This is a genomic window from Mesorhizobium sp. P3_A8, from assembly GCF_056402995.1.
The window spans coordinates 303766-329742 of the sequence record NZ_JBFUGI010000006.1; the positions used below are offsets into that span (position 1 = coordinate 303766).

Consider the following 25977-nt stretch of genomic DNA (forward strand, 5'->3'; position numbering starts at 1 on the left):
AATGCCGCTTTATGCGATCGACGGAACGGAGCCCAGCTTCGCGGACGCGGACACAAACTGGATCGCGCCCGACGCGACGCTGATCGGTGACATCAGGGTCGGCCGCAATGCCGGTTTCTGGTTCGGCGTCGTCATTCGCGGCGACAATGAGCCGATTGTTGTCGGCGCTGACACCAATGTGCAGGAACACACGGTCATGCACACCGATCCAGGCTTTCCGCTGACCATCGGCGAAGGCTGCACGATCGGTCACCGGGCCATGCTGCATGGCTGCACGATCGGCGACAACAGCCTGATCGGCATGGGCGCCATCGTGCTGAACGGCGCCAGGATCGGCAAGAATTCGCTGGTTGGCGCCGGCGCGCTGGTCACCGAAGGCAAGGAATTTCCGGACAATTCGCTGATCGTCGGCTCGCCGGCCAAGGCGATCAGGGTGCTGGACGATGCGGCCGTTGCCAGGCTGCGCGGCTCGGCCGCGCACTACGTCGCCAATGGCAAGCGCTTCAAGGCGGGGCTGAAGAAGGTCTGAGGCCGGCTTGGCCAATAGCTGTCGCCGACCGTTTTAGTCGCGGGCCAACTCACCGTCCGTTGGAGCCACGCCCGGCCATCGCATCGCGCAACAATGACGCTCCGGCTTCAAAGCCGGCAATGTCGGCCTCCTCGGCGGCTGTCCTGTAGTCGTCGATGCGGGTTTCGAGCGTCGGGTCGGCGCCTGCCGCCAGAAGCAGGCGGATCGCATCGACACCGCGGATGACCACTGAATAATGAAGCGGTGTCCAGTCGTTCACGCCCCGCATGTCTGGATCGGCGCCAGCCTCGATCAACACCCGCACGATTTCCAGCCTGTCGGCCCGGTCGGTGGACAGCGCGGCAATGATTGCCGGAAACCCGCCGTGATCCCCGTAGTTCGGATCCGAGCCCGCACCCAGCAGGGTTGAGATGAAGCCGACGGAACTCCAATAGATCGCATATTCCAGCGGATGTCCGAGGCCGAGTTCGAAAGGCATGCGCTCGTCGAACCAGCGGGGCGAACCGCCCAGGGCTGCACCGAGCGCCTCGAAGTCGCCGGCCTTGAAGGCATCGTCGATAGCCTTGAACAGGCGATGGCGCTCGCATCGATCTTCCGGGATTTCCAACATCGCCGTGATCCAGGGGACGAAAGCAACGGCTGATAGTGCATCGATCTGCAACGCGTGGAAAGGGAGGTTCGGATGCGTCTGGCGGCTGCGACCCCTGGACGTCAAGCGCCTAATGCTGAGCGGATTTGTTTGTTCCCTTTTTGCCAGGCGTCGGCTTGGTCCGCATTCGCATCGCGCCGCCCTTAGGGGTTTCGATTTCAAATGCACCTGTACTTCTCACCAGATCGCTCAACTTGCTGAAGCCATAGGTCCGAGGATTAAAGTCCGAAAACAGGTTTGAGAGTTGCTTCCCGAAGGTGCCAAACAGCACCCAGCCATCCGGACTCTTCATCAGGCCGATGGCCTTCTTAAGTATGGGCAGGGCTGCACCTGGCGTTTTGCCCGGCTTCGTTGCGGGCGCGGCACCCTGACCGTTCGCCGCGCCACGCAGAAGATTTTCGGTACAGATGAAGCGGTGACAGGCCTGCTGGAAGCTCTTTGGGGCTTTCCGCTCGCCGAACCCGAACACGTCGACGCCCTGTTCACGAATGCGCAGGGCGAGTCTGTTGAAATCACTGTCGGAAGAAACCAGGCAGAAACCGTCGAGACGGCCGTTATGGAGCAGGTCCATCGCGTCGATCACCAGTGTGATATCGGAAGCATTCTTCCCGGTGGTATAGGCGAACTGCTGCTGCGGAATGATTGCGTGCTTCGCCAGGATGTCTGCCCAGCCCTTGGACCGAAGGCTGGAGAAGTCGCCATATATCCGACGCACGCTGGCCTCGCCGATCTTCGCGATCTCCTCGAACAGACCGTCGGCAATCTTGGCGGAGGTGTTGTCGGCGTCGATAAGAACCGCAAGACGTGGTGATCGAGCGTCGGTGGGCATAAGACCTCCTACGGCTGATATCTTCTGGAGATATGGCGACGCGAGCACACACCATGCCATCGAAATTGGATCAATTTTGGCAGCTGCCGCCAGAAATGGCGGAGCCGGCCCGGGGACGGGGCCGGCTCCTTTGACCCGGTCGTTGGGGACGGGGAGGGTGGGGACTCGACCGGGTTTCTCGTTACGCCCTTAGCGGACGCTGGCGACCGCGTCGGAGCGGCCGTCGTTGATTGTTACCCAAACGCCGGAGTTCTCCGTCGATTGACGCTTGAGATAGGTGTAGTCGGTGTCCGTCCAGGACAGCACCTTGGTTTCCAGATTGTCGAGAATGAACTCGCCGAGGCTGGTGCGCACGGTCAGCACGGCATGGCCATCGCCATTCGGCTGGCGCGCAACTGTCATCAAGAGATCACCCGCCGGCACGCCCGCGTCCATCAGTTCGCGGCGCTTCTCCAGCGCGTAGTCCTCGCAATCGCCATAGCCATTGTCGGGATAGGCCCAATACTCCTCGACACCGTAGTTTTCCATGTCGGTGCGCGGCTTGATGCGGGTGTTGACCGAATTGTTGATGTTGACGATCGTCGCCCAGAGCTTGCGGCTCAGGTCGACCGGATCGCCTTTGGGCGTCCTCTCATTGCATTCGCCAGGAATGCGCTGGCAGAATTCATAATGGCCAACAGGCTGTGTGGTACGTCCGCCGGTGTGCATATAGGCCGGTCCCGCGGCATATGCTGATCCCCAAGCGGAAAGCTGCATCGCCATTGCCATCAGCAACAGCTTGCCCCTCGTTCTTTTCATTTTCTAGTCTCCCCGTTCGAAGGAGACATTGCCACGGCTGGATTTATTTGACGCAAAAGCGCGAAGCAGACTTTAAGTAAAACGCCAGTAGAATACACATAAAATTTGAATCATTTGAGTATTGAATTGTTTGGATTGCCGGAGCTCGCAAGGCGGAAGGCGTGGCCTGCGTTGAGCATTGCAGGTCACAGTCTCGGCTGACCCGGACGGTGTCGGTCGGTGTTGCCAGAAACAAAAAACCGGCCACGAAGGGCCGGTTCGATTGGTCGTCCTGTCCTGTCCGGTCAGGCGCGCGGCGTGTTGAATTCGGAATCGAGCGTTTCGGGGCGCTGGATGACGGCGAATTCGATGGCGACGCCATCCTCGAAATGGCGAACGATCTGGCCGCGCATTGTGCCGAGCATGACCTGGATGCCGATCGCCGGCTTGACGTCGATCTCGACCGCCGCGCCAGACAGCGACAGATCGATGATCCGGCACTGGTATTGGCGGCCGTCGGTGAGCTGCAGCACGCTGGTCGGGTTGCGCGGCGCGACGCGCTCGTGGCGACGGTCTTCCGGCAGGTCGAGCTCGTGCTTGTTGGCAAGCCAGGTCAACTGCGCCGCAAGCTTGTCCTTCTTGCGGTCGGACGCAATCACCGTCATGGCGAAGCCGTCCTGCAGCGTGCGCGTGACGACGCCTTCGATGCGGCCGATATGGTCGATATAGGCGATGACTTTTTCGCCGGGCATGCCGATGCGGTCGGTGCGAAACGCGACGTTGCCAGGTGACATGTCGACGACCTGGCAAGGGTGCTCGGTGCGGTCTTCCAGCATGAATCGCCCGTATATTTTGACCCGGACGCGCTGAAAGTTACGCCTTTCAGCTTGGGACGGCGCGTAGTCGACCGCCGCTGACCTCATGACTGCCTACACCCCGTTTGGCATTCCCGCGCGTCGATGCGAAGGACTTCATCAAAGAAGTACAACAAAGCGGGTTAACAAAGGGAAAAAACGAGCCTGCTCGACTGTGTGATCATCAACTATTCCTCGCGCCCGCCGTCGAAGACGACGAGATGGCGGATACGGCGCGCCCGGCCAAGCGCCGAGATCGTATCGGGCGCCTCGAGTTCGGCTGGAACAAGCGAGGGAACGTCGATCGCCGGACGGTTGTTGAGCAGCTCTTTCTCAGGATCGATGACACGGATCGAATCGATCATTGCGTCCGTGATCGGGTCGGCGCCCAGCCAGAACGGTTTCTCCGCCGCGCTGATCACGCCGAGGCAGCGCGGGTTTTCGATGCCGCCGTCAAGCGGCAAGGCAAGCAATTCGAACTTGTTGGAGCGGCCGTTGCGGCTGAAACCCTCGAAGGTGATCAGCACAACGGATTTCTGGTCGAACACGCCGTGGATCAGCTTCGAGACGAGCCGCTGATCCTTCTCGCGCCACAGTGAGGGGAAGGAGAACCCCTTGAGTTCGCGGCCATAGCAGGCGCAGATCCTTGTGCCGGCGAGGCGGAACACGGGGTGCCCGCGTGTATCCTTTTCCAGGATGAACGTATCGGCCAAAAGCGACTTGATATCGGCCGGCTCGACTTCCGATCGCTTCGGAGCAGGGCGTCCGTCACGCAGGCGATTCCAGTAATGGAACAGCGTGATCGATCCGTTTTGGTTCATGGTATGCTGCTCCGCGCATTCTGTCGTCTGATGTCCCATCGGTGAACAGAAGGGCGCCCTCCGATGACTTACATGCGTTGCGGAGCAGGAAGCGTGCCAGCATCGTTAACACTTGTTCACGGGTCGGGGCCGTTAAGGTTAACAACTGGTTTACGTTGCGCCCGAGGGCGCCCCGTGGCACACCAAAACCACTCCAGAAGCGGTCGTTTCGCGACGATCGGCAGCACTTCAGTCAGAGTTTTAGGGGAGCAGGGGGCTCGACCGGCCGTTCAAGGGAAACCTTGGACGGCTTCTTTTTTGATTCGTGCCCCGTGATTCGCGGTTAACGGTGGGCATGTTTTTTCGCCCGTCGCAGCCCCTGTGGAGGTCCGGTGATCGGTGGCGCCGGGATAGCCCGACCCCGGGCTGTAGGGGCAGGCAGCAGCAACATTTGCCAATCACGCGCCGCTAAAGAGAAAAATCTGCGTTCCGAGCGGTTCCGTTGCCGCTGTACCCTTCGTGCATTCGCTCCTTGAGGCGCGACGGCGGCGATCCCGCGGTCCGGAGACGTGCCTTGTCAGCGTAATTCCCTGGGGAAACCTTCATGAAGACTTCTATCCTTGGACTGATCACGGCCGGCCTGCTTGCCAGCGCCGTTCCGCTCAGTGCCGGTCACGCTGCCGGAATCGCGGGTGCTCCGGCACCCTTCGACAAAGGCGGCGTGAAAGTGGCGCTCGTCACCTTCATCTCGGCCGGCGATTTCTTTCAGGCCTATCAGGCCGGCGCGACGAAACAGGCCAAAGCACTCGACATCGAGCTGCAGATCTTTTCCGGCCGGCAGGATGCGGCCGCGCAGCGCGACCAGATCGAGCAGGCGATCAATCTCGGCGTCCAGGCCATCATCATCGACCATGGCCAACCCGAAGCGCTGAAGGACGTCGCGCAGAAGGCGCTCGATGCCGGCATCAAGGTCGTCGCCTTCGACGTCAATCTCGACAACCCGAAGATCCCGCAGGTCGAACAGTCCGATCACGAGCTCGCCAAGGCGTCGCTCGGTCAGGCGCTCAAGGACAACGGCACCTCGTTCCAGGCAGGCTATGTCTATGTCGCCGGCTTTGCGCCGCTCGACCGCCGCAACGAAACCTGGGACGAGACCAAGAAGGCCAATCCCGGCATCGTCGAGAAAGCCCGCTGGGGGACGGTCAACGACACGACCGCGGTATCGACGGCCGACCAGACCAAGGCGGCGTTCCAGGCCAACCCCGACATCTCGGTCGTCTTTGCTCCCTATGACGAGTTCGCGCGCGGCGTGAAACTCGCCACCGACGAACTCGGCATCTCCAACAAGGTGAAGATCTATTCGGCCGACGTGTCCACCGCCGACATCACCGAAATCACCGCCGAAGGAAGCCCGTGGGTCGCCACCGCGGCCACCAATCCGGCCGTCGTCGGTGCGGTTTCGGTGCGGGCGGCGGCCAAGCTGATCGCCGGCGAGGATCCAGGTCACAGTATCGTCGTCAAGCCGGTGCTGCTGACCCAGGAAGAGTTGCGCAAGAACGGCATCAAGACAGTCGAGGATCTCGAGGCCAAGCTTCCGGCCTTCGGCCAGAGCGACGCGGCGGCGGCCAGCTGGATTCCGTCCAACTGATCCATTTTTTCTCCTCTCCCTCGTTTCACCGCGAGGGAGGGGAGATCATCTTTCGAGTGGTCTCGGCTACCGCTTCTTTCCCAGGCCGAAGGTCAGCGCCAGCGCGCCAACCAGCACGACGCCCTTGACGAAGTCCTGCGTGTAATAGGGCGCGTTCAACATGGTGAGGCCGTTGAGGAGCACGCCGACGAAGATCGCGCCGACGACCGTGCCGATCACATGCGGGCGCCGCTTGTCGAGCACGGCATAGCCGATCAACGAGGCCGCCACGGCATCGAGCAGCAGCGAATTGCCCGCCGAAACGTCGCCACGGCCGACACGCGAGGCCACGATCAGCCCTCCCAGTGAAGCCAGCGTGCCGGACAGGATGTAGGCCCAGAGCCGGTATCTCCTGGTCGGCGCGCCGGCAAGATGTGCGGCCGTTTCGTTGCCGCCGATGGCGTAGAAGACGCGGCCCCAGCGCGTGCGCTCCATCAGGAACCAGGCTAGCACGGCGACGATAGCCATGACCACGACGGACAGGGGGATCGTGTCGAAGAGCCGTGACCGGCCGAGGATCAGGAACGCCGGATCGTAGGCGCCGGGAACCGATGAGCCGTCGGGAAGCACCATGCCGGCGGTGATCGAGCGGCCACCAGTCGGGATCAGCTGCAGGCCGGCGAGCAGGAACATGGTCGCCAGCGTGGCCAGAAGATCGGGTACGCCGACGCGGACAATCAGCAGCCCGTTGACGAGGCCGATGAAGGCACCCATCAGCAAGACCAGAACCATGGTCTCAGCCGCGTCCAGCTGCCACACGACCATGGCATAGCTTGCTGCCATCACCGACGAAGCGGCGATGCTGCCGACCGACAGATCGAAGCCGTCGGCCGCCATGGTGATCGACACCCCGACGCCGAGGATCGCCACCACCGAAACCGCCTGCAGGATCGAGAACAGATTGGCCGAGCGGATGAAGGCAGGCTGCACGTGCCAGAACCCGACCACCATCAGCGCCAGCAGTACGAAAAGAGCGTAGCGGCGCGTTTCGCGAAAAAGCGATGTGCGCGAGGCGGATTGCTGTGTCGTCGTCGGATAGGTCATCGGTGGTCTCCGGCCTTGTCGCTCTCGACCTTGCCGATCTGGTCGGTCAGCGAGCTATGGCCGTCTCCGGCCTCATGAAGTGAGTGGTTGCGCATGACAAGGATGCGGTCGGCAACCTCCAGCGCCTCTTCGGTGTCGCTGGTGGCGATCAGCGTGGCGGAACCGCTTTGGCTGCTGCGGATGGCAGCGATCAGGTCGGCGCGCGCGCCGACGTCGACGCCCTGGAACGGCTCGTCGAGCAGCAGCAGCCGGCAAGGTGCGGCCTGCCATCGGGCGAGCACGACCTTTTGCTGGTTGCCGCCGGAAAGCTCGTCGAGCGTGTCGTCGGGGCCGCGCGCCTTGATGCCGAGCCGCGAGATGGCCTCGACGGCGACCTTGCGTTCGCGCGCGGCCCGCAGCAGGCCGCTTGGAAACCAGCGTCTGAGATGCGGCAGGGCGATCGTGCCGGCGATCGAGGCGCCGGGAACCTCAGGCGGCAACAATGACGATTGCCAGCGGTCCTCGGCGACCATGAAGACACCGCTTTCGATCGACTGTGCCGGCCCGCTCGAGAGCCACGGCTTTCCATCGAGAGCGAAGCCGCCTTGCGCCAGCGTTTCGAGCCCGAAAAGCGCGCGCAGCAGCCGGCTCTTGCCCGATCCGAGCGTGCCGGTGATGGCGACGACCTCGCCGGAGCGCAGGTCAAGATCGAAAGGCTCCGCTCCGGGAACCAGCCGCGCCCCCTTGATGGAGGCGATGATCGGCGCCGTTGATGTCTTGCCGTCATGTGTGGCGGCTTCCAGTGTCCGGCCGATCATGGCCGCGACCGCAGCCGGGAAATTGATCGGCCTGGCAAAGGCACCGACGATGCGGCCGCCGCGCATGACGACGGCGCGATCAGCGATTGCCGCAAGGTCGCCAAGCCTGTGCGAGATGTAGAGGATTGCCATGCCGCCGGCGCGCAGCCGGCGGATGATGGCGAACAGCCGCTCGGCTTCCGTGGTCGACAGGCTCGACGTCGGCTCGTCGAGGATAAGCACGGAGGCCTTGGCCGCGACGGCGCGGGCGATGGCGATCAATTGCCGTTCCGCCGGGCGCAGATCGATGAAGTCGCGATCGAGTGGCAGATCGAGGTCGATCAGCGCCGCGACCGCGCGCGCCCGCCGGCGGATCGATGCCGCCGAGACGAGGAAACGCCCCGTGCGGCCGCAAAGCTCGTCAAGCAGGAGGTTTTCGGCAACCGTCAATCCGGCGGCGCCCGCCTGGTCGGTCGCCTGATGCACCGTCGCGATGCCGGCGGCCTTGGCGGCGCTGGGCGAGGCGAAGGCGACCGTGTTGCCGCCCAGCGTGATCGTGCCGGCGTCGGGCGTGTACGAGCCCGAAAGTATCTTCACCAAAGTCGACTTGCCGGCGCCATTGGCGCCCATTAGCGCCACGACCTCACCCGGCGCGACGGCAAGATCGGCGCCGGCGAGCGCGCGCGTCGGACCGAAGGATTTCTCGATGCCGTTGACGGCGATGGCTGAGTTTGCTGGGGGCAAGATGCGTGGGCTTCGGGTTATGGCATTGCGCTTGGGGCGGCGAGTTATGGCCGTCTTTGTCACCCGCTATGGTGCCGCATTGTAGGGAGGGGACTCGGCGCTTCCTAGAACGCTCGTTGCGAGTTTTTCAGATCCCGGAGCATTTCCGCTTCGTTTCCTTTCGGTTCGTAGCAAATGAAGGCAACGCCGCGCGGTGCGTTCGCTGTTTCGAGAACAGAATTGTTCCAAGTCGCGCATCCTTGCTCTAAAGCTCGCGCATCGAATCCCTGGACCAAGCGCGTATGAGTGAACCGGTAAGCCCTTTGGAAATCGAACCCACCGAACCGATGCCGGAGCCTCGGCGCGAGCCGGTGTTCAATCTGCCGCCCATCGTGCTGGCGGTGATCGGCATTTGCGCGGCCGTCTTCCTGGTTGAAAACTATCTGCTTACGCCAGCGCAGGACAACGCATTCGTTTCAAACTTCGCTTTCACACCCGCTGGCTACTCCGGCGAAAACCCTCCAACCGTCTATTTGCTGTTTCAACCCTTCACCTATGCGTTCATGCATGGCAGCTGGCCGCATCTGCTGATCAACATGGTGTCGCTGGCCGCCTTCGGGTCGCCGCTGGCCAATCGCTTCGGTCCCCTCCGCTTCGCGCTGTTCTTCGCGGTGACCGTGGTGGCTTCCGTGGTGCTCTTCTGGGCAATTCATCCTTCCGGTGAAGTACCGCTGGTTGGCGCTTCCGGTGCGATATCAGGCATGATGGGTGCCGCGGTGCGTTTTGGTTTCCGCACCGACCGCTCACCCGGCGGGGCGGCCTTCGCCGGCCCCGTGCTGCCGATCGCGATTGTGCTGCGCTCGCGTGGTATCATGACTTTTGTCGCTGCGTGGATGGCGATCAACCTCGCCACAGGTCTGTTCGGCTTCGCCTTCGGTCTTGACGGCCAGATCGCCTGGGAGGCCCATATTGGCGGCTTTGTCGCGGCCTTCTTCGGCCTGCGCTGGTTCGATCGGCGATGGCAGCCACCCGAGTGGGAAACCACCGACCGCACTTGAAATGCAACCGATCACGGCGCACGATGTTCACTCTTATGTGAAAGCCGGTCAGGGCAGGAACCGGCAGGCAAAAGCAGAGGAGGACGCCATGACGGTTAAGGCAATTCTCGAGAGAAAAGGCCACGACGTGTTAACGCTCGGGCCGAATGAAAAACTTAGCGTGGCCATCCGCATGCTCGCCGACCACAAGATCGGTGCGCTGGTCATCACCAACGGCGATCGCAAGATCGTCGGCATCCTGTCGGAACGCGACATCGTGCGGGTTGTCGCCAAGGAAGGTGGCGCCGCGCTCGATATCGCCGTGCGTTCGGCGATGACGCCGAAGGTGAAGATCTGCAATGAGAACCACACCGTCAACGAGGTGATGGAGATCATGACCAGGGGCCGCTTCCGCCATCTGCCGGTGGAAAAGGACGGCCTGCTCGATGGCATCGTCTCCATCGGCGACGTGGTCAAGCGCCGCATCGAGGATGTCGAACGCGAGGCCGATGAGATCAGGGCCTACATCGCCACCGCCTGAGCGGTGACAAGGACCCGCCGGCCGGAGACCCGACCGGCGGAGGCATTTCTATCTGTTGTCGAGTTCGGAACGGACGAGTTCGAGTCCGCGCCTTGTGATGCGGTAGGGACCGCCGCCTGACGACGAAACCGCCTTCTTGCGTTTCAGCTTTCGAAACAGGTCGAGATCGACGCCCGGATAGTGCCAGCCGTCGCGGGTCAGGCATTTGACGGAGGCGATCCGTTTCTTCTGGTTCTTTTCGATTTCAATGCGTCCGCCCTGCGCAAGCAGGTGCAGGATGCGCTGTTCGATGCGCGAAATATCCATGTGAGAGTTTCCGGGAAAACGAAAAAGGCCGCCGCCGCGAAACCTTCGCGGCACGGGGTTTCAGGTTTTCTGCCCTACCTCGCTACGAGGTCAGGGCCTTACCGGGACTGAGCGTAAGTGGACATCCACTCTCCATTGGGATGGGCGTCCTATAGGCGAAAGCGGCTGAAAAGGCCAGTCTGTGGCTTTGCGCTTGTCTCTTTTGGCGGTTTGCACTAGCGAAGCGAGTACGATTTGTACCTCCTGAATGCGCAGTGCATTCACCATCAATTCTGAATTCGACGGCAGGCCATGACCCTCATCGATACTCGCACGCCCGACGCGAAACGCCTGATCCCCGGCGCCACTGGCGACTGGGAAATCATCATCGGTCTCGAAGTGCACGCGCAGGTCATCTCGGAAGCAAAATTGTTTTCCGGCGCCTCGACCGCTTTCGGTGCGGCCCCCAATGCCAATGTCAGCCTGGTCGATGCGGCAATGCCGGGCATGCTGCCCGTCATCAACGAGGAATGCGTCAAGCAGGCGATCCGCACCGGTCTCGGGCTGAAGGCGCAGATCAACCACAAGTCGGTTTTCGACCGGAAGAACTACTTTTATCCCGACCTGCCGCAGGGCTATCAGATTTCGCAGTTCAAGCAGCCGATCGTCGGCGAGGGCACGGTGATCGTTTCGGTCGGGCCGGACCGGCAGGGCGAGTTCGAGGACATCGAGGTCGGCATCGAGCGGCTGCATCTGGAACAGGATGCCGGCAAGTCGATACACGACCAGCATCCGACCATGTCCTATGTCGATCTCAACCGCTCCGGCGTGGCGCTGATGGAGATCGTCTCCAAGCCTGACCTGCGTTCCGGCGATGAGGCCAAGGCCTATGTCACCAAGCTGCGCACCATCATGCGCTATCTCGGCACCTGCGACGGCAACATGGATGAAGGCTCGCTGCGCGCCGACGTCAACGTTTCGGTGCGCAAGCCCGGTGGCGAGTTCGGCACGCGCTGCGAGATCAAGAACATGAACTCGATCCGCTTCATCGGCCAAGCCATCGACTATGAGGCGCGCCGCCAGATCGCCATCCTTGAGGACGGCGGCAAGATCGATCAGGAGACGCGGCTGTATGATGCCGTCAAGGGCGAAACGCGCTCCATGCGCTCGAAGGAAGAAGCGCACGACTACCGCTATTTCCCCGATCCTGATCTTCTGCCGCTGGAATTCGACCAGGCCTATGTCGATGCTTTGGCCACGGGACTGCCGGAACTGCCTGACGATAAGAAGGCGCGGCTGATCTCCTCGCTGGGTCTCTCGACCTACGACGCTTCGATCCTCGTGTCGGAAAAGTCGATCGCCGACTATTTCGAGAAAGTGGCCGCCGGCCGCGATGGCAAGCTCGCCGCCAACTGGGTCATCAATGATCTGCTCGGACAGCTGAACAAGGCCGGCAAGGACATTGAAAATGCTCCGATTTCGCCTGACCAGCTCGGTGCGGTCATCGACCTGATCAAGGACGGCACCATCTCCGGCAAGATCGCCAAGGACCTGTTCGAAATCGTCTGGAACGAAGGTGGCGATCCGCGTGAGTTGGTCGAAAGCCGTGGCTTGAAGCAGGTCACCGATACCGGCGCCATCGAGAAGGCGGTCGATGAGGTGATCGCGGCCAATCCGGACAAGGTGGAACAGGCGCGCGCCAAGCCGACCATGGCCGGCTGGTTCGTCGGCCAGGTGATGAAGGCAACCGGCGGCAAGGCCAACCCGCAGGCGGTCAACGACCTCGTCAAGGCCAAGCTCGGCATCGAGTAAGGCCATGTTCGTACGCACCGCAGGCGAACGTGACCTTGATGCAATTCGGGCAGTGCTGGTCGAAACCTGGCATGCGACCTATGACGCCATATACGGCGCCGCCAAGGTCACCGAAATCACCGACGAATGGCATTCGATCGTCTCTCTGAAGGCGCGGCTGACCAAGCCGAACAGTGATTTCCTCGTTGCCGACGACGGCAAGCGCATTGGCGGCGTGGCTTTCGCCGAAGGCATCGACGGCGGCAAGACGGTCGTCCTGAGGCAGCTCTACGTGCTGCCCAGCCTGCAGGGGCGGGGCATCGGCGGCATGCTTCTCGATGAGATCATCGAAAGTTTTCCCGAGGCCAACGCCATCCGTCTGGAAGTGGAAGCGCAGAACACGCGCGCCATCGCTTTCTACGAAGCAAACGGCTTCGTGCGATCCGGCGCTGCCGGCGAGCGTACGGGTGCCTCCGGCGAGCCGACGCTGGTCTATCGCCGGCCTCTTGCCGGCTGATCGCTTCGACGCATACCTGTCTGGATCACCTTCGCGCGAGCGGTGCGGCAGGGGGCCGTTTTCGTTTGACGGCCTAGGGGTCACATACCAAGCTGCTGCAGCTGACCGTGCGGAAGCCGGAATGGGCTGGCGCGCAAGGCGGCGAGGGGGAAACCATGCCAAGCTTGCCGGAACTGATGCCGACCCAGGTGTCGGACGAAACCTTTGGTGGCGTCACCTACCACATAGCGGGTGAACTGGTGCCTGTGCTTTCGGTCGATGTGACGCGAATGCCTGTCTATTTCGAGCACCACATCCTGTTGTGGAAGAACTCCACCATCACCATCGGCCTGAAATCGCTGAAGGGCGCGCTGAAGCGCATGATGGCTGGCATGCAGATCTTCGTCACCGAGGCGTCGGGAGCGGGCATCATCGCCTTCAGCCGCGACGGGCCCGGCCACATCGTGCCGATCCATCTCAGGCGTGGCGAGGAGATCCAGGTGCGCGAACACCAGTTTCTCGCCGCCACCGGCAATGTCGACTACACCTTCGAGCGTGTCCGCGGCCTGGCGACGATGCTGTTTGGCCAGAGCGGCTTCTTCATCGACCGTTTTCGCGGCGATAGCGGCGACGGCATCGTCTGGTTGCACGGCTACGGCAATGTCTTCGAGAAAACGCTGGCCGCCGGCGAGACCATCGACATCGAACCGGGTGGCTGGCTGTTCAAGGATGTCTCGGTCCGGATGGAAACCAAGATCGACCGCCTGTCGAGCGGCTTCTTCGGCGCCAACATGAATTTCATCGTCAACCGCTTCACCGGCCCGGGCCGCGTCGGCATCCAGTCGATGTACCTGCATATGCCGACGGAGGAGTAGTTCGGACAGGGCGTGAGGGAAGAGCAACCCTCAGCGTGAGCGCAGCGGTGGCGACAGCTCGCGGATCAGCAATTCGAGTTCCCGCTGATCGCCCGCTCCCGTCTTGTCGAAGATCGTCGCCAGTTGCGATTTGATGGTGCCGTCGGAAACGCCGCCGGCAGCGGCGATCTCCTTGCGCGTCTTGCCCGCGGCGACATGGCCGGCAACGCGTTTTTCCGCGGCGGTCAGGCCAAACAGCGCGGCGATCGCGTCCAGTGCCGGGGTCGGCGTGGCGCCGGCAGCGGCGATGAAGATGGCGGCGGCGGCGCGCTGCGACATCCGCGCTGAAATCTCGCGACGGGCGAGCGGCATGACATGCGCCACTGCCGGAACGCCGACCCTGGCGAGCGGGATGTTGATGCCGGACGGCCCCAGCGCGAACTCATCGCGCGTGCCGAGTTCGACCGCGCAGCTGATCGCGGCATTGGCTTGCGGGTAGGCGAAGGCCAGCTGGCCGCGCACCGATGACACGGCCGAGCTCTCCATCAGCAGGGCTTCGGCCGCGCAATTGGCGAAGATGATCTGCATGTCATTGGAAACGATCATCACCGGATGATCGAGGCTTTCGATGATCGAGCGGAAAATCTCGGCCTTGCGCCGTTCGGTCTCGAACAGGTCGCCGATTGTCACCGCGCGCCGTACATGCGGCGCAAGTGACGACACCAGCTTGAGATCAGCGGCCGAGATCTGTCGCCTGTCCTGGTCCGTCACCACCATCAGCGTGCCGATGCGGCTCGGCTGCTTCATCAGCGCCACCCAGAAGAAATCGTCCAGCCGGTTGGGTTCCACCCATTCGCGCACGATGCGGCTTTCGATCCAGTTCTGCCGTGCGTTGGGCCCTTGCAGCGCATAGATGGCATCGATCGTGAAGGGAATGTCGATATCCATCTTGGGAACGGCCGTTAAGAAGGGCACTTCCGATCCATAGTCGCGTTGCAGTGGCTCCAGGATCGCGGGATCGCCGCAGGACACCGAAAATCGAGCGGAACTGCTGGCTGTGTCGACGACCGCCAGCATGGCAAGCTGGCCAATCGCCAGCCGGCGAATGGCTTCGAGCGTCGACTGCCAGCGGCCGATGTCGGCAACCGAATCATAAATGGCTTCGATGACCTGCGGCAGGGCGCGGTCGATCGCGTTCGCCAACCTGGACATGGGCCCTCTCGTACCGCCGTCAAGTAAGTGTGAAGTTCCACAGAAATGTTGAGCAGGATTGCATGATAGGGTCGCCATGTAACTTACTGATGCCGCCATACATCTGTGGATTGTTTCGCTGTGGCAAACGGTCGTGCCAGCCATGCATCGCTGTTCGCATACTCGATCGGGTGGGGCCGGCCGATAGGTTCCCAATCCGCCCCTGCGTCATCCCAGCATTTGCTGTGCCGGCTCACGACGGATATGCAGGGACATGATCAAACTGTTCCGCATCGCGGCGCTGGTGCTGCTTGTCTTCATCATTTTCGCAACCCTGTCGCCGATCCAGATGCGGCCGCACATAGCCGACCCGAATGTCGAGCGCGCCCTGGCCTATCTACTGTTGGGCTTCGCGCTGGCGGTCGGCTTCCCGAACCGAATGTATCAAATCTCGATCTTTGTGGTTGCGGCTGCCGGCATACTGGAGTTGCTTCAGATCATCGATCCCGGTCGCCACGCGCATCTTGCCGATGCACTCGTGAAAGCATCAGCTGGGATTATTGGGATCCTCGTGGGGCAATTATTGGTGAGCACCCGCGGGCGAATAGGCGTGAGGTAGGCGCCGCAAGAAGCCGAATGCAGCCGATCGACCCTTTGCCCTAGATTATGGGAACTTCCACATTGTCGATCAGCCGCGTCTTGCCAAGCCAGGCAGCGGCGAGCAGGCGCCCCACGCGGTCGCGGCGCCAAGGCACCAGCGTCAGGCTTTCGCGAGCCTCGACATAGTCGATCTTCTGGAAGCCGGCGGCGATCAGCGCGCGGCTGGCCTCACCGGTCGCGTCATCTTGGTGTGCGCCGGCCGCCAGCGCGGCAGCCGCCTTCTGCAAGATCACGTTGAGCTGGCGGGCGACCGCGAGTTCGGCTTCGCCGAGATAGGCGTTGCGTGACGACATGGCGAGGCCATGCGCGTCGCGTATGGTCGGGGCGCCGATGATCTCGACAGGCAGGTCAAGGTCGCGGCAGAGCTGCCTGACGACGCAAAGCTGCTGGTAATCCTTCTCGCCAAAGACCGCATAGTCGGGCGTTGCCTGCAGAAAAAGCTTGGCCACCACGGTGGCGACACCCTCGAAAAAGGTCGGGCGAAAGTCCGATTCGAGGCCGGCGGACGGGCCGCCGACCGAAATCCCTGTGGCAAAGCCGGCGGGGTACATCGCGCCGACCGTCGGCGTGAAGGCCAGATCGGCCTTGACCGTCGCCAGCATATCCAAGTCGCGGGCGAGCTGGCGCGGGTACTTGTCGAGATCCTCGCTCGGCGCGAACTGCGTCGGGTTGACGAAGATCGACACCACACAGCGCTCGGCTTTTTCCCTGGCGATCCTGATCAGGGAGAGATGTCCCTCATGCAGCGCACCCATGGTTGGCACCATGGCGACGCGCAGGCCATCGCGCCGCCAGTCGCGGATCTCGGCGCGAAGTGCGGCGACGCTATCGACGACCTCAGGCCGGCTCACGACTCATCCCCGCCATTTGTGCCCGAAAGGACTTTTGAACCCGAAAAGACGTGGTCAGGGCCGGGGAAAGTCCGGCTTCGCACCTCCGATGCGTAGCGCTCGGCGGCGTGCGCGATCACGCTGCGCAGATCGGCGTATTCCTTGACGAATTTCGGCACGCGGTCGACGGTCAGCCCGACCATGTCGTCGATGACCAGGATCTGGCCATCGCAGTCGCCGCTGGCGCCGATGCCGATGGTTGGAATGGCGATGCGGCGTGTGATGTCGGCGGCGACCGCCTCGATGGTGCCTTCGATGACCACCGAGAACGCGCCGGCTTTTTCGACGGCGAGCGCGTCGGCCATCAGCGCCGCGACAGTCTCGTCCGTGCGGCCCTTGATCTTGTAGCCGCCATCCTTCTCCACCGATTGCGGCAGCAGGCCGATATGGCCCATGACCGGAATGCCGGCGGCCACGATCGCCGCGATCTGACCGGCCACGTCGACGCCGCCTTCGAGCTTGACCGCCTGGCAGTTGGTCTCGCCAACGATGCGCTGCGCTGAGGTCACGGCTTGCGCCGCCGAATCCTCATAGCTGCCGGCTGGCATGTCGACGACCACACAGGCCCTGGCCGAGCCGCGCATCACGGCTTGCCCATGCGCGATCATCATCTCGAGCGAAGCGGCCAGCGTCGTCGCATGGCCATGCAGCACCATGGCGACGCTGTCGCCGACCAGAAGCAGGTCAACATGCGGATCAAGCAGGCGGGCAACGGGATAGGTGTAGGCCGTCAGGCAGACCAAGGGGATGCCGCCCTTGCTGCGGCGAATCAGCTCGGTGCCGATGCGAATGTCGGTGGTCGGCAGTTTTGTGGCCAATCGTCACCTCCTTCGGCCCCTGGCCGGATTGGATATCCGCATGGGCGCGCTGAGCTTTAGAAAGAGCGGAAAGGCTTGGCAAGCGTGCATCCTGCCGCCTCTCGGGATCACAGGCTTGTGTCGGATGCCTGGCGTGCCATTTGCGCGCTCCCTGCGGCAAAACCCTTGCCTTCCCGAAGGCCTGACGCCATAAGCAGGAAACAGCGCCGCCAGCGCGAGGGTTCTGAGATGAAGACTTTCCTGACGCAGTTTTTCACCTGGTGGAACAGCCAGACGATAGGGACGCGCCTGCACACTTGGCGGTATGGCAAGAGGGTCGGCCAGGACGAGACCGGCAATGTCTATTACGAAGGCGGTATCGATTCGGAAGGCCGCACGCGGCGCTGGGTGATCTATCGCGACTATTCGGAGGCTTCGGCCATTCCGCCCGGCTGGCACGGCTGGATGCATCACCGTGTCGACGTCGCGCCACCGAGCGAAGACTACAAGCCGCGCGAATGGCAGAAGTCGCATCAGCCCAATCTGACCGGCACGCCGGCGGCCTATCGCCCGAAGGGCTCGGTGCTGACCAATCAGCATCGCCCGCAGGTCACAGGTGACTATGACGCCTGGACGCCCGGGTCGTAACGGTCCCTGTATGTAACGGCGCCCCCCCGCTTGTAACGGTGCAAAGTGCAGGCCGGTCCTTTATCGCCACAATTGGTGTTTAGCTGCTTGCTGATCAGAAAACGGCGACTAGCCTTGGCGATCGACGGAATCACCCGGGCGCGAACCACCGGTAACCCTATATGAGCTTTTTCAACCTGATATCGACGGGCGGCCTGACGCTAGCCGCCAGCCTCGCCATCAGCACGGCGGCCTTTGCGGCTTCGCCCACACCGGCAGCACCCGCGGCACCCGCGCCGGCGGCGTCAGCTGGATCTGATCGCATCACCAATCCGGTTGCCGAGTTCGCCGGCATCGACAAGATCACCGGCCGCATCATCACCTTCGACGTCTATATCGACGAGACGGTGCAGTTCGGTGCTTTGCAGGTGACGCCGCGCGTCTGCTATTCCCGGCCGCAGACCGAGGAGCCGAAGACCGATTCCTTCGTCGAGGTCGACGAGATCACGCTCGACCGCAAGATACGCCGCATCTTCACCGGCTGGATGTTCGCCGAAAGCCCGGGCCTCAACGCTGTCGAACACGCCGTCTATGACGTCTGGCTGAAGGAATGCAAGCAGAAGTCGGATGTGCCGGCGCCAGACGCGACCAAGGCTGACGCGACCAAGGCTGACGCTTCGAAGCCTGCCTTGGCCAAGCCTGCCGCGGCCAAGCCCGCCGCAACCAAGCCGGACGCTGCAGCCAGCCCGGATGTGGAACAGCCCGATTCCACCGAACCCGATACGACCGACACCAACTGATCCCTGGGAACCGTCGTGGCCACCGTGCGTTGGGCCATGGACGACCTGCGCATTTATGCGCCTGGAGGATTTTTCGATGTCAGATAGCAAGCGGATCACCGCCGGCAAGGCGGAATTGCTCGAACTCGAGAAGGGCTTCTGGACTGGCGACGAAGCCTACTATGCGGCCAATGCCGACACCGAATGCCTTGTGGCATTTCCGCAGATGGCTAAGGCGATGGACAATGCCGATCTCGCCAAGACCGCAACCAAGCCCAACCGCTGGCGCGACCTGAAAATCGACCTCAAGGGGATAATCGAGCCCGGCAGCGACATCATCATGCTGACCTACGAGGCGCATGCGACGCGGGAGAATGGCGAGCCATATGCGGCGCTGGTCAGCACCGGCTATGTCCATCGCGTCAACGGTTGGAAGATGATGTTCCATTCGCAGACGCCGATCGAGGCTGCAGCGAAGAGCTGATCATCTGGGTTGGTCGACGGATCGCTCACTCGATGACGTATATCCCGTGCTCGGAGAGAGCAGCCATTATGTCTTCGATTTCGGTTGAACTGAATTCCCGCTTGGGAAGCAGTTGGTCGAGCTGACCCATTGTGACATCTCTGCCCTTTTCGATCAGCGCTTGAACAATTGGCTGCATATCCGCTCGAAGGTGGTTTTCGCTCGACATCGAAGCTCTCCAGTCACGGAAAAAAGATCGCCTCGCCCTTCAGTGCTTCAGCCAGCATCTTTTCGTATTTGCCGCGTGGCACATCGACAGCGCCGAAGCGCTTGAGATGCTCGGTGGTGAATTGCGTATCAAGTAGAGCGAAGCCGCGTGCCTTCAAGCGCTCGACGAGATGCACGAGGCAGGTCTTCGACGCATCCGTCGCCTTGGAAAACATGCTTTCGCCGAAGAACACCCGTCCGAGCGACACGCCATAGAGGCCGCCGACCAACTTGTCCTCATGCCACGCCTCGACCGAATGGCAATGGCCCATGCGATGCAGTTGCACATAGGCCTCACGGATCGGCGCGTTGATCCAGGTCGAGCGGCGCTCCTCGCGTTTTTCGGCGCAGCCGTCGATCGTCGCCTCGAAATCGAAGTCGAAACGGATGTCGAACGGGCTTTTGCGGATCGCCTTCCTCAGGCTTTTGGGCGTGTGGAAACCATCGAGCGGGATGATGCCGCGCGTCTCCGGCCGCACCCAGAACACCTCCGGATCGCTGGCGCTTTCGGCCATCGGGAAGACGCCCGAAGCGTATGCCTTGAGCAGGAGGTCGGTGGGGATGCGATAGCCGGGCGCGTAGGGGCGGGTCATCGCGTTCCCGGACTACTCTTCCTTGGCCAGGTATTTTTCCAGCCAATGGATGTCATAGTCGCCATTGGCGATGTCGGCATTGCCGACCAGATCGCGAAACAGCGGCAAGGTCGTCTTGATGCCGTCGACGACGAATTCATCCAGCGCCCGGCGCAGCCGCATCATGCATTCGACGCGGTTGCGCCCATGCACGATCAGCTTGCCGATCAGGCTGTCGTAGTAGGGCGGGATCTTGTAGCCGGAATAGACGCCGGAATCGACGCGGATGCCGAGGCCGCCCGGCGTGTGGAAATGGGTGATGGTGCCGGGCGAGGGGGTGAAGGTGCGCGGATCCTCGGCATTGATGCGGCATTCGATGGCGTGGCCATTGAACTTGATGTCTTCCTGCTTCACCGAAAGACCGCCGCCGGAAGCAACGCGGATCTGCTCGTGGACGAGATCGATGCCGGTGATCGCTTCCGTCACCGGATGCTCGACCTGCAGGCGCGTGTTCATCTCGATGAAATAGAACTCGCCATTCTCGTAAAGGAATTCGATCGTGCCGGCGCCGGAATAGCCGAGATCGGCAATGGCGTTGGCGCAGATACCGCCGATGCGGGCTCGCTCCTCGGCGTTGAGGGCCGGCGAGGGCGCCTCTTCCCAGACTTTTTGATGGCGGCGTTGCAGAGAACAGTCGCGCTCGCCGAAATGCACGCCGCGGCCGAAGCCGTCGCCGAACACCTGCACCTCGATGTGGCGCGGCTTTTCCAGGTATTTCTCGATGTAGACGGCATCGTCGCCGAAGGCCGCACCGGCTTCCGTGCTCGCTGTCTGCAAGGCGATCTCGAGGTCAGCCTCGGTAAGGGCAACCTTCATGCCGCGCCCGCCACCACCTGCCGATGCCTTTATGATCACGGGATAGCCGATCTCGGCGGCAATGCGCCTGGCTTCCTTCTGATCGGTGACGGCGCCGTCCGAACCGGGCACCACCGGAATGCCGAGGCGCTTGGCCGTGCGCTTGGCTTCGATCTTGTCGCCCATGATGCGGATGTGGTCGCCGGACGGGCCGATGAAGGTGATGTTGTGCGCGGCCAATATGTCGGCGAACTTGGCGTTCTCCGACAGGAAGCCGTAGCCCGGATGCACGGCGTCGGCGCCGGTGATCTCGCAGGCCGCGACGATCTGATGGATGTTGAGATAGCTGTCGCGCGATGGCGGCGGACCGATGCACACGCTCTCGTCGGCCAGCCGCACATGCATGGCGTCGGCGTCGGCGGTCGAATGCACCACCACCGTCTGGATGCCGAGTTCCTTGCAGGCGCGCAGCACCCGAAGGGCGATTTCGCCGCGATTGGCGATGAGGATTTTTTGGAACATACTGCCCGCTCTACTCGATCACGACGAGCGGCATGCCGTATTCGACCGGTGAAGCATCCTCGAACAGGATCGCCGTCACCGTGCCGGCGCGCGGCGAAGGAATCTGGTTCATCGTCTTCATCGCCTCGATGATCAGCAGCGTCTGGCCTTCCTTGACTTTCTGGCCGACCTCGATGAACGCCTTGGCGTCGGGCGACGGCGCCAGATAGGCAGTGCCGACCATCGGCGAGGTGACCGCGTTCTTCGACACGTCGACCACCGCCGGCGCTGCCGCTGCAGCGGTTTGGGCGGCAGCTGGCGCATAGGTGGGCTGGGGGGCCGCAATCGCGTGGACGGCAGGCGCCTGCCGCGACACGCGCACCTTCAGGTCACCCAGTTCAACCTCGATCTCGGTCAGGTTGGTGTCGTTCAGTATGCCCGCCAGATCGCGGATCAGTTGCTGGTCAACACCGGTCTTCTTTATCGACATTTTCGAGCCTTCTGTTTGTTGGCCGGTCATAGGCGTGCGGCCAGCGCCTGTAGCGCCAGCGTGTAGCCGAGCGGCCCAAAGCCACAGATCATGCCGACGGCGACCGGCGCGACCATGGAGACGTGGCGGAATGATTCCCGCGCATGGATGTTGGAAAGGTGAACTTCGGCGACCGGCAGCGGCGCGACCGAACGGATGGCGTCGTGGATCGCGATCGAGGTATGGCTGTAGGCACCGGGATTGATGACGATGCCGGCAGCCTTGTCACCGGCTTCTTGGATCCAGTCGACAAGATCGCCCTCATGGTTCGACTGGCGGAAATCGATCTCGAGCCCAAGCGACGCGCCGGCCTGCTTGCAGTCGTCGGCAATCGCGGCAAGCGTCTTGCCGCCATAAATGCCCGGCTCGCGCTTGCCGAGCGCGTTTAGATTGGGACCGTTCAGGACGAAAACCGTTTTCAAAAAAGCCGACCTTTTCCGGCGCCGGTATCAAACCGGCGCGCTGGGCCTCTATACCGGGCATAGCCGTCCGCGAAAAGAGCGCAAGTGCGTTCTTTCACTGTCCACAACAGGCCGAAATGCGCCGGTGAAGAAAACCCCCGGCTGATCAAAGCGCGGCTTTCGCCGCCTCGATCTTTTCCGCCAGCACCTCCTGCCCGAGAGCCCCGAACACCACCTCATTGCCGACGACATAGGACGGCGTTCCGGTGATCGCCAGCTTATTGGCAAGATCGTAGGTCTTGGAGAAGGCCTCGCTGATCGACGGATCCTTCATCTTTTCGCGCAAAGTCGCCTCGTCGGCGCCGAGCGAAAGCGCAATCTTGATCGCCGTCGCTTCGGTGGCGCGTCCCTGGCCGCCGAGCAGGGCATTGTGGAACTCGCCGTACTTTTCCGGCATCATCAGGTGGAAGGCCATCGAGACGACGCTGGCCTTTTGCGAATCCGGGCCGAGGATCGGGAATTCCTTGAGTACGAAGCGCAGATCCGGATCGGATTTGGTCAGCGCCCGCATGTCGTCGATGGCGCGTTTGCAGAAGCCGCAATTGTAGTCGTAGAACTCGACGATCGTCACCTTGCCGTTCGGGTTGCCGACGATGCCGTCGAAGCTGGAGTTGAAGATCTGGTCCTTGGCGTTCTTGATGACGCCGAGCGCGGCGAGGCGCTGTTCCTCCTTCTGCTTGGCCTCGAGCGCGTCCTGCACTTCGAGCAGCACTTCCGGGTTCTTCAAGAGGTAGTCGCGGATGATCCCTTCGACCTCGGCGCGGTCGATCTTGGTATCGGCCGCCTTGGTGTCGGCCCCTGCGGTCTGGACAGGCTGCGCCGTCTCGACAGGCTGCGCCGTCTGGACAGGCTGCGCCGTACCGGCCTTGGCAATCTGCGGGCTGCCGGCCACGAAACCGAAAGCCAGCATGGCAAGGGCTACAGCAATCCCCGTGGTGCCCAGCAGCAGTGCCTTTTTCATCGTTCTCGTTCCTTTTGCCTGTTTCCCGGTGCGGCTGTGTCGCAGCGCGTCGCCTGAAGGTTCACTAGATCTTGCTAGACGATTTGTAGTTTATGATGTCCTGGGCTCGTATCCAACGCGGCTCGCCGCGCTTCATCTGCTGCTGCGCCCGCATGGCGAAGATCTTCGCATCCTTGTAATTGCCGGAATAGAAGTGACCTTCGGCGGTGGCAAGCTCGGCGCCTGGTATGTCTCCCAGTTCGCCGTAAGCCTGCGCCAGATAGCGGTAGCCGGCGGAATTTTCCTTGTCGCGCCCCAAGCCATTGTTGATCTGTACGACGGCCTTCTTCAGCGTGTCGGGCGTGCCGACCGCCATCAGCGCCTGGCCAAGCGAGACAGGCAGCAAGCCGGACCGGACCGGATCGAGGCTGACCGCCTTTTCGTAGGCTTCCGTCGCGTCCTTGGGCTTGTTCGCCTTCATCAAGATGTCGCCGCGCAACTCCTGGAAATAGGCATTCTTGGGTTGCGCCTTGATCAGCGCGTTGGTCTTGGCGAGTGCGCCGGCGATGTCACCGTAAAGATAGGTCGATTGGGCATCGCCATATTGTGCTGCAAGGCTGCCCCTCATCTTTTGCATCAGCCGCGCCGCGGTGGCCTGGCCTTCCATATAGACGGCGATCTTCACCCGCATCATGTCATGGCGCTGCTGCAGCGTCTGCGGGTCGACCTTGTCGACATTGGGGCTCTGCGTCACCAGCACTTCGAGATTGGCGATGCGCTCCTGCGGCATCGGGTGGCTGATCCGATAGGGATCGACTTGCGCACCCGACAGCGACAGCGCGGTCTGGAAGCGCCGGAACGTCTTCAGCATGCCCATGCCGGACTGGCCGGTGGCGTTGAGATAGGTTATCGCCGAACGGTCGGCCGTGATCTCCTCGGTGCGCTGGTAGGCGAGGATGCTGCGCTGTGCCATCTCGCCGCCGCCGGCGGCCACACCCATGCCGGCGCCAGCCAGGCCGCGGCTGTTGGTGGTCGCACCGGCAACCATCGCGCCGGCGCCAAGCAATGTCGCGATGATGGCCATCGTCTTGGCGCGTTCGAGCTGGTCACGCAGTTTCTGCTGGTGGCCGCCGGCGATATGGCCGGCCTCATGCGCGATGACGCCGATGATCTCATTGGGCGTTTCCGCCGTCATCAGCGCGCCGGTGTTGATGAACAGCCGGCGCCCGGTGACGAAAGCGTTGAAGCTGGAATCATTGACCAGCACGATATCGATGCCGTCATTCGCGAGCCCCGCCGCCTTGAAGATCGGCCGCGCGTAGTCGCGCACCAGAGCCTCGATCTCGGCATCGCGTACCACCGGCACGTTCTGGGCGAAGGCGGTGGCCGAACTCGCCACGGCAACCGCGACGCCAAGCGAAAGCGTCGTGAAAACACGCGCAATCCGGGCAATCGTAGATCTGGGTCGGCTCAACATGACGTGTCCACTGGTAGACGAGCGGGCGAAAGATGAAAAGTCGGCACCGGAAAACTTCCTCAACTTGTGATCCTCACATCAATCGGGCATTTGTGCGGCGCATGTATTCAAGGCATGGCGTGCCCAACCGTCGGGATAGGGATAAAATGGTCGTTTCGCTCTCACGTCGCGGCAATGTCGAGCCGTTCCACGCCATGGACATCCTGGCCGAGGCGAACAGGCTCAAGGCCCAGGGCGTGCCGGTGATTTCCATGGCGGTCGGCCAGCCATCCGATCCGGCGCCCGCACGGGTTCGCGCCGCCGCGGCCAAGGCCTTGGAGCACGGCCGCATAGGCTACACCGACACGTTGGGTCTGGCTGGTCTGCGCAAGGCGATCGCCGAGCATTACGCGGAGCATTATCGGCTCGAAATCGAACCCGGCCGGATCGCGGTGACCACGGGATCGTCGGCGGCCTTCAATCTCGCCTTTCTGGCGATGTTCGATCCGGGCGATCGCGTCGCCATCGCTGCCCCCGGCTACCCTGCCTATCGCAACATCATGGCGGCGCTCGGCATCGATGTGGTCGAGATCGAACTCGGTGACGCGGCCTATCTTCATGCCGGTCATCTGGAGACAGCGCATCGCGAGAAGCCGCTGAAGGGCGTGCTTTTCGCAAGTCCGGCCAACCCAACCGGTGCCGTCATACCGGCCGACGACCTGTCGGCGCTGGTCAATACAGCGGAGACGCTGGGCATCGCCGTCATCTCCGACGAGATCTACCACCGGTTGGCTTATGGCGCCCCGGACACCACGGCACTCACCTTCGGCAACAGCGTGACGGTGATCAATTCGTTCTCGAAATACTATTGCATGACCGGCTGGCGCATCGGCTGGATGGTGTTGCCGGAAGAGCTGGTGCGGCCCGTCGAGCGCATCGCCCAGAGCCTCTACATCTCGCCGCCGGAACTGTCGCAGATCGCCGCGATCGAAGCCTTTACGGCGACCGAAGAGCTGGAAGCGGTCAAGGGGCGCTATGCCTGGAATCGCGAGCTGCTGATGAAGCGTCTGCCGGAACTCGGCTTTCCGCTGGCCGCGCCCATGGATGGCGCCTTCTATGCCTTCTGTGATGTTACAAGGCACACCAATGACAGCATGGCCTTTGCGCGCAAGATGCTGGCCGAGGCGCATGTGGCGGCGACGCCCGGCCGCGACTTCGACACTCAGGCGGGGCATCGCACGATGCGGTTTTCCTATGCCGGCAGCCACGACGACATGGTCGAGGCGATGGCGCGCATCGAACGCTGGTTGAGGTAGC

30 protein-coding genes are annotated in these 25977 nt (G+C 62.4%); 12 read left to right on the forward strand and 18 right to left on the reverse strand.

Annotated elements, in window-relative coordinates; translation table 11 throughout:
- Window position 1 precedes the first annotated feature (1 nt).
- A complete protein-coding gene (locus AC1DX4_RS16870; RefSeq protein WP_477221370.1) occupies window positions 2-529 on the forward strand; it encodes a gamma carbonic anhydrase family protein in 528 nt (175 codons plus the stop codon).
- A gap of 49 nt (window positions 530-578) precedes the next feature.
- On the opposite strand, the gene AC1DX4_RS16875 is transcribed toward AC1DX4_RS16870, so the two are convergent.
- The 5 genes from AC1DX4_RS16875 to AC1DX4_RS16895 form a co-directional block, all read right to left on the reverse strand.
- Window positions 579-1139 carry an ankyrin repeat domain-containing protein gene (locus AC1DX4_RS16875; RefSeq protein ID WP_477221371.1) on the reverse strand — a complete coding sequence of 187 codons (561 nt, stop codon included), beginning with the start codon at window positions 1137-1139 and terminating at the stop codon, window positions 579-581.
- Window positions 1140-1248: 109 nt separating this feature from the next.
- Complete coding sequence (locus AC1DX4_RS16880) at window positions 1249-2007, reverse strand: NYN domain-containing protein (RefSeq protein ID WP_477221372.1); 759 nt, start codon at window positions 2005-2007, stop codon at window positions 1249-1251.
- 189 nt (window positions 2008-2196) lie between these two features.
- The gene (locus AC1DX4_RS16885; RefSeq protein ID WP_477221373.1) at window positions 2197-2805 is read right to left on the reverse strand and encodes a transglutaminase-like cysteine peptidase; all 609 of its coding nucleotides are present in this window, start codon (window positions 2803-2805) and stop codon (window positions 2197-2199) included.
- Between the two features lie 284 nt (window positions 2806-3089).
- Window positions 3090-3707: a PilZ domain-containing protein gene (locus tag AC1DX4_RS16890; RefSeq protein WP_477221374.1), complete on the reverse strand. Its 618-nt coding sequence runs from the start codon at window positions 3705-3707 to the stop codon at window positions 3090-3092.
- Between the two features lie 119 nt (window positions 3708-3826).
- On the reverse strand, window positions 3827-4459 hold the full coding sequence (locus tag AC1DX4_RS16895) for a PAS domain-containing protein (RefSeq protein ID WP_477221375.1): 633 nt from the start codon (window positions 4457-4459) through the stop codon (window positions 3827-3829).
- Window positions 4460-5042: 583 nt separating this feature from the next.
- On the opposite strand from AC1DX4_RS16895, the gene AC1DX4_RS16900 reads away from it, so the two are divergent.
- Window positions 5043-6086, forward strand: a complete 1044-nt coding sequence (locus tag AC1DX4_RS16900) for a substrate-binding domain-containing protein (RefSeq protein WP_477221376.1) — start codon at window positions 5043-5045, stop codon at window positions 6084-6086.
- A 66-nt stretch (window positions 6087-6152) separates the two neighbouring features.
- On the opposite strand, the gene AC1DX4_RS16905 is transcribed toward AC1DX4_RS16900, so the two are convergent.
- Together AC1DX4_RS16905 and AC1DX4_RS16910 are read right to left on the reverse strand one after the other, a co-directional pair.
- Window positions 6153-7169: an ABC transporter permease gene (locus AC1DX4_RS16905; protein ID WP_477221377.1), complete on the reverse strand. Its 1017-nt coding sequence runs from the start codon at window positions 7167-7169 to the stop codon at window positions 6153-6155.
- Entirely contained in the window at window positions 7166-8689 is a 1524-nt protein-coding gene (locus tag AC1DX4_RS16910) for a sugar ABC transporter ATP-binding protein (protein ID WP_477221378.1), read from the reverse strand. The genes AC1DX4_RS16905 and AC1DX4_RS16910 overlap by 4 nt, the downstream gene beginning before the upstream one ends.
- Before the next feature lie 281 nt (window positions 8690-8970).
- On the opposite strand from AC1DX4_RS16910, the gene AC1DX4_RS16915 reads away from it, so the two are divergent.
- Both AC1DX4_RS16915 and AC1DX4_RS16920 read left to right on the forward strand, forming a co-directional pair.
- Window positions 8971-9726: a rhomboid family intramembrane serine protease gene (locus AC1DX4_RS16915; RefSeq protein WP_477221379.1), complete on the forward strand. Its 756-nt coding sequence runs from the start codon at window positions 8971-8973 to the stop codon at window positions 9724-9726.
- A gap of 88 nt (window positions 9727-9814) precedes the next feature.
- Window positions 9815-10246: a CBS domain-containing protein gene (locus tag AC1DX4_RS16920; RefSeq protein ID WP_475451000.1), complete on the forward strand. Its 432-nt coding sequence runs from the start codon at window positions 9815-9817 to the stop codon at window positions 10244-10246.
- 48 nt (window positions 10247-10294) lie between these two features.
- Here AC1DX4_RS16920 and AC1DX4_RS16925 read toward each other — a convergent pair whose 3' ends face one another.
- Window positions 10295-10552 carry a YjhX family toxin gene (locus AC1DX4_RS16925; protein ID WP_477221380.1) on the reverse strand — a complete coding sequence of 86 codons (258 nt, stop codon included), beginning with the start codon at window positions 10550-10552 and terminating at the stop codon, window positions 10295-10297.
- 291 nt (window positions 10553-10843) lie between these two features.
- Between AC1DX4_RS16925 and gatB the strand changes: the two genes are divergently transcribed.
- The 3 genes from gatB (at window position 10844) to AC1DX4_RS16940 (ending at window position 13693) form a co-directional block, all read left to right on the forward strand.
- A complete protein-coding gene (gatB, locus tag AC1DX4_RS16930; protein WP_477221381.1) occupies window positions 10844-12343 on the forward strand; it encodes an Asp-tRNA(Asn)/Glu-tRNA(Gln) amidotransferase subunit GatB in 1500 nt (499 codons plus the stop codon).
- Window positions 12344-12347: 4 nt separating this feature from the next.
- Window positions 12348-12839, forward strand: a complete 492-nt coding sequence (locus tag AC1DX4_RS16935; protein WP_477221382.1) for a GNAT family N-acetyltransferase — start codon at window positions 12348-12350, stop codon at window positions 12837-12839.
- Window positions 12840-12994: 155 nt separating this feature from the next.
- Window positions 12995-13693, forward strand: a complete 699-nt coding sequence (locus AC1DX4_RS16940; protein ID WP_477221383.1) for an AIM24 family protein — start codon at window positions 12995-12997, stop codon at window positions 13691-13693.
- Between the two features lie 30 nt (window positions 13694-13723).
- Here AC1DX4_RS16940 and AC1DX4_RS16945 read toward each other — a convergent pair whose 3' ends face one another.
- Window positions 13724-14884, reverse strand: coding sequence for a helix-turn-helix transcriptional regulator (locus tag AC1DX4_RS16945; protein ID WP_477221384.1), 1161 nt, complete (start codon window positions 14882-14884; stop codon window positions 13724-13726).
- A gap of 253 nt (window positions 14885-15137) precedes the next feature.
- Here AC1DX4_RS16945 and AC1DX4_RS16950 point away from each other — a divergent pair, with 253 nt between their 5' ends.
- A complete protein-coding gene (locus AC1DX4_RS16950) occupies window positions 15138-15482 on the forward strand; it encodes a VanZ family protein (protein ID WP_477221385.1) in 345 nt (114 codons plus the stop codon).
- A gap of 40 nt (window positions 15483-15522) precedes the next feature.
- On the opposite strand, the gene panC is transcribed toward AC1DX4_RS16950, so the two are convergent.
- Entirely contained in the window at window positions 15523-16374 is an 852-nt protein-coding gene (gene panC / locus AC1DX4_RS16955) for a pantoate--beta-alanine ligase (protein ID WP_477221386.1), read from the reverse strand.
- Window positions 16371-17231 carry a 3-methyl-2-oxobutanoate hydroxymethyltransferase gene (gene panB / locus AC1DX4_RS16960; protein ID WP_477221387.1) on the reverse strand — a complete coding sequence of 287 codons (861 nt, stop codon included), beginning with the start codon at window positions 17229-17231 and terminating at the stop codon, window positions 16371-16373. The genes panC and panB overlap by 4 nt, the downstream gene beginning before the upstream one ends.
- Window positions 17232-17459: 228 nt before the next feature.
- On the opposite strand from panB, the gene AC1DX4_RS16965 reads away from it, so the two are divergent.
- The 3 genes from AC1DX4_RS16965 to AC1DX4_RS16975 all read left to right on the forward strand — a co-directional run bounded on the left by AC1DX4_RS16965 (window position 17460) and on the right by AC1DX4_RS16975 (window position 19100).
- The gene (locus AC1DX4_RS16965; protein ID WP_477221388.1) at window positions 17460-17858 is read left to right on the forward strand and encodes an NADH:ubiquinone oxidoreductase subunit NDUFA12; all 399 of its coding nucleotides are present in this window, start codon (window positions 17460-17462) and stop codon (window positions 17856-17858) included.
- Between the two features lie 161 nt (window positions 17859-18019).
- On the forward strand, window positions 18020-18637 hold the full coding sequence (locus AC1DX4_RS16970; protein WP_477221389.1) for a DUF2155 domain-containing protein: 618 nt from the start codon (window positions 18020-18022) through the stop codon (window positions 18635-18637).
- Between the two features lie 76 nt (window positions 18638-18713).
- A complete protein-coding gene (locus tag AC1DX4_RS16975) occupies window positions 18714-19100 on the forward strand; it encodes a hypothetical protein (RefSeq protein WP_477221390.1) in 387 nt (128 codons plus the stop codon).
- Window positions 19101-19125: 25 nt separating this feature from the next.
- Here AC1DX4_RS16975 and AC1DX4_RS16980 read toward each other — a convergent pair whose 3' ends face one another.
- The 7 genes from AC1DX4_RS16980 to AC1DX4_RS17010 all read right to left on the reverse strand — a co-directional run bounded on the left by AC1DX4_RS16980 (window position 19126) and on the right by AC1DX4_RS17010 (window position 24681).
- Window positions 19126-19308, reverse strand: coding sequence for an RNA polymerase sigma factor region1.1 domain-containing protein (locus AC1DX4_RS16980; RefSeq protein ID WP_477221391.1), 183 nt, complete (start codon window positions 19306-19308; stop codon window positions 19126-19128).
- 13 nt (window positions 19309-19321) lie between these two features.
- The gene (gene aat, locus AC1DX4_RS16985) at window positions 19322-19939 is read right to left on the reverse strand and encodes a leucyl/phenylalanyl-tRNA--protein transferase (RefSeq protein ID WP_477221392.1); all 618 of its coding nucleotides are present in this window, start codon (window positions 19937-19939) and stop codon (window positions 19322-19324) included.
- 12 nt (window positions 19940-19951) lie between these two features.
- Window positions 19952-21295, reverse strand: a complete 1344-nt coding sequence (gene accC / locus AC1DX4_RS16990; protein ID WP_477221393.1) for an acetyl-CoA carboxylase biotin carboxylase subunit — start codon at window positions 21293-21295, stop codon at window positions 19952-19954.
- 10 nt (window positions 21296-21305) lie between these two features.
- Window positions 21306-21764, reverse strand: a complete 459-nt coding sequence (gene accB, locus AC1DX4_RS16995) for an acetyl-CoA carboxylase biotin carboxyl carrier protein (RefSeq protein ID WP_477221394.1) — start codon at window positions 21762-21764, stop codon at window positions 21306-21308.
- A gap of 26 nt (window positions 21765-21790) precedes the next feature.
- Window positions 21791-22225 (reverse strand): type II 3-dehydroquinate dehydratase, encoded by a 435-nt coding sequence (gene aroQ / locus AC1DX4_RS17000; protein ID WP_019857903.1) that lies wholly within the window; start codon window positions 22223-22225, stop codon window positions 21791-21793.
- A gap of 145 nt (window positions 22226-22370) precedes the next feature.
- Window positions 22371-23225 carry a DsbA family protein gene (locus AC1DX4_RS17005; protein ID WP_477221395.1) on the reverse strand — a complete coding sequence of 285 codons (855 nt, stop codon included), beginning with the start codon at window positions 23223-23225 and terminating at the stop codon, window positions 22371-22373.
- 64 nt (window positions 23226-23289) lie between these two features.
- Window positions 23290-24681, reverse strand: coding sequence for a M48 family metalloprotease (locus AC1DX4_RS17010; protein WP_477221396.1), 1392 nt, complete (start codon window positions 24679-24681; stop codon window positions 23290-23292).
- A gap of 146 nt (window positions 24682-24827) precedes the next feature.
- Between AC1DX4_RS17010 and AC1DX4_RS17015 the strand changes: the two genes are divergently transcribed.
- Window positions 24828-25976 carry a pyridoxal phosphate-dependent aminotransferase gene (locus tag AC1DX4_RS17015; RefSeq protein WP_477221397.1) on the forward strand — a complete coding sequence of 383 codons (1149 nt, stop codon included), beginning with the start codon at window positions 24828-24830 and terminating at the stop codon, window positions 25974-25976.
- Window position 25977 lies beyond the last annotated feature (1 nt).

Bases quoted from the DNA above. Each gene is read 5' to 3' on its own strand.
- AC1DX4_RS16870 (WP_477221370.1), top strand. From the start codon at position 2: ATGCCGCTTTATGCGATCGACGGAACGGAGCCCAGCTTCGCGGACGCG.
- AC1DX4_RS16875 (WP_477221371.1), bottom strand. From the start codon at position 1,139: ATGTTGGAAATCCCGGAAGATCGATGCGAGCGCCATCGCCTGTTCAAG.
- AC1DX4_RS16880 (WP_477221372.1), bottom strand. From the start codon at position 2,007: ATGCCCACCGACGCTCGATCACCACGTCTTGCGGTTCTTATCGACGCC.
- AC1DX4_RS16885 (WP_477221373.1), bottom strand. From the start codon at position 2,805: ATGAAAAGAACGAGGGGCAAGCTGTTGCTGATGGCAATGGCGATGCAG.
- AC1DX4_RS16890 (WP_477221374.1), bottom strand. From the start codon at position 3,707: ATGAGGTCAGCGGCGGTCGACTACGCGCCGTCCCAAGCTGAAAGGCGT.
- AC1DX4_RS16895 (WP_477221375.1), bottom strand. From the start codon at position 4,459: ATGAACCAAAACGGATCGATCACGCTGTTCCATTACTGGAATCGCCTG.
- AC1DX4_RS16900 (WP_477221376.1), top strand. From the start codon at position 5,043: ATGAAGACTTCTATCCTTGGACTGATCACGGCCGGCCTGCTTGCCAGC.
- AC1DX4_RS16905 (WP_477221377.1), bottom strand. From the start codon at position 7,169: ATGACCTATCCGACGACGACACAGCAATCCGCCTCGCGCACATCGCTT.
- AC1DX4_RS16915 (WP_477221379.1), top strand. From the start codon at position 8,971: ATGAGTGAACCGGTAAGCCCTTTGGAAATCGAACCCACCGAACCGATG.
- AC1DX4_RS16920 (WP_475451000.1), top strand. From the start codon at position 9,815: ATGACGGTTAAGGCAATTCTCGAGAGAAAAGGCCACGACGTGTTAACG.
- AC1DX4_RS16925 (WP_477221380.1), bottom strand. From the start codon at position 10,552: ATGGATATTTCGCGCATCGAACAGCGCATCCTGCACCTGCTTGCGCAG.
- gatB (WP_477221381.1), top strand. From the start codon at position 10,844: ATGACCCTCATCGATACTCGCACGCCCGACGCGAAACGCCTGATCCCC.
- AC1DX4_RS16935 (WP_477221382.1), top strand. From the start codon at position 12,348: ATGTTCGTACGCACCGCAGGCGAACGTGACCTTGATGCAATTCGGGCA.
- AC1DX4_RS16940 (WP_477221383.1), top strand. From the start codon at position 12,995: ATGCCAAGCTTGCCGGAACTGATGCCGACCCAGGTGTCGGACGAAACC.
- AC1DX4_RS16945 (WP_477221384.1), bottom strand. From the start codon at position 14,884: ATGTCCAGGTTGGCGAACGCGATCGACCGCGCCCTGCCGCAGGTCATC.
- AC1DX4_RS16950 (WP_477221385.1), top strand. From the start codon at position 15,138: ATGATCAAACTGTTCCGCATCGCGGCGCTGGTGCTGCTTGTCTTCATC.
- AC1DX4_RS16965 (WP_477221388.1), top strand. From the start codon at position 17,460: ATGAAGACTTTCCTGACGCAGTTTTTCACCTGGTGGAACAGCCAGACG.
- AC1DX4_RS16970 (WP_477221389.1), top strand. From the start codon at position 18,020: ATGAGCTTTTTCAACCTGATATCGACGGGCGGCCTGACGCTAGCCGCC.
- AC1DX4_RS16975 (WP_477221390.1), top strand. From the start codon at position 18,714: ATGTCAGATAGCAAGCGGATCACCGCCGGCAAGGCGGAATTGCTCGAA.
- AC1DX4_RS16980 (WP_477221391.1), bottom strand. From the start codon at position 19,308: ATGTCGAGCGAAAACCACCTTCGAGCGGATATGCAGCCAATTGTTCAA.
- aat (WP_477221392.1), bottom strand. From the start codon at position 19,939: ATGACCCGCCCCTACGCGCCCGGCTATCGCATCCCCACCGACCTCCTG.
- accC (WP_477221393.1), bottom strand. From the start codon at position 21,295: ATGTTCCAAAAAATCCTCATCGCCAATCGCGGCGAAATCGCCCTTCGG.
- accB (WP_477221394.1), bottom strand. From the start codon at position 21,764: ATGTCGATAAAGAAGACCGGTGTTGACCAGCAACTGATCCGCGATCTG.
- AC1DX4_RS17005 (WP_477221395.1), bottom strand. From the start codon at position 23,225: ATGAAAAAGGCACTGCTGCTGGGCACCACGGGGATTGCTGTAGCCCTT.
- AC1DX4_RS17010 (WP_477221396.1), bottom strand. From the start codon at position 24,681: ATGTTGAGCCGACCCAGATCTACGATTGCCCGGATTGCGCGTGTTTTC.
- AC1DX4_RS17015 (WP_477221397.1), top strand. From the start codon at position 24,828: ATGGTCGTTTCGCTCTCACGTCGCGGCAATGTCGAGCCGTTCCACGCC.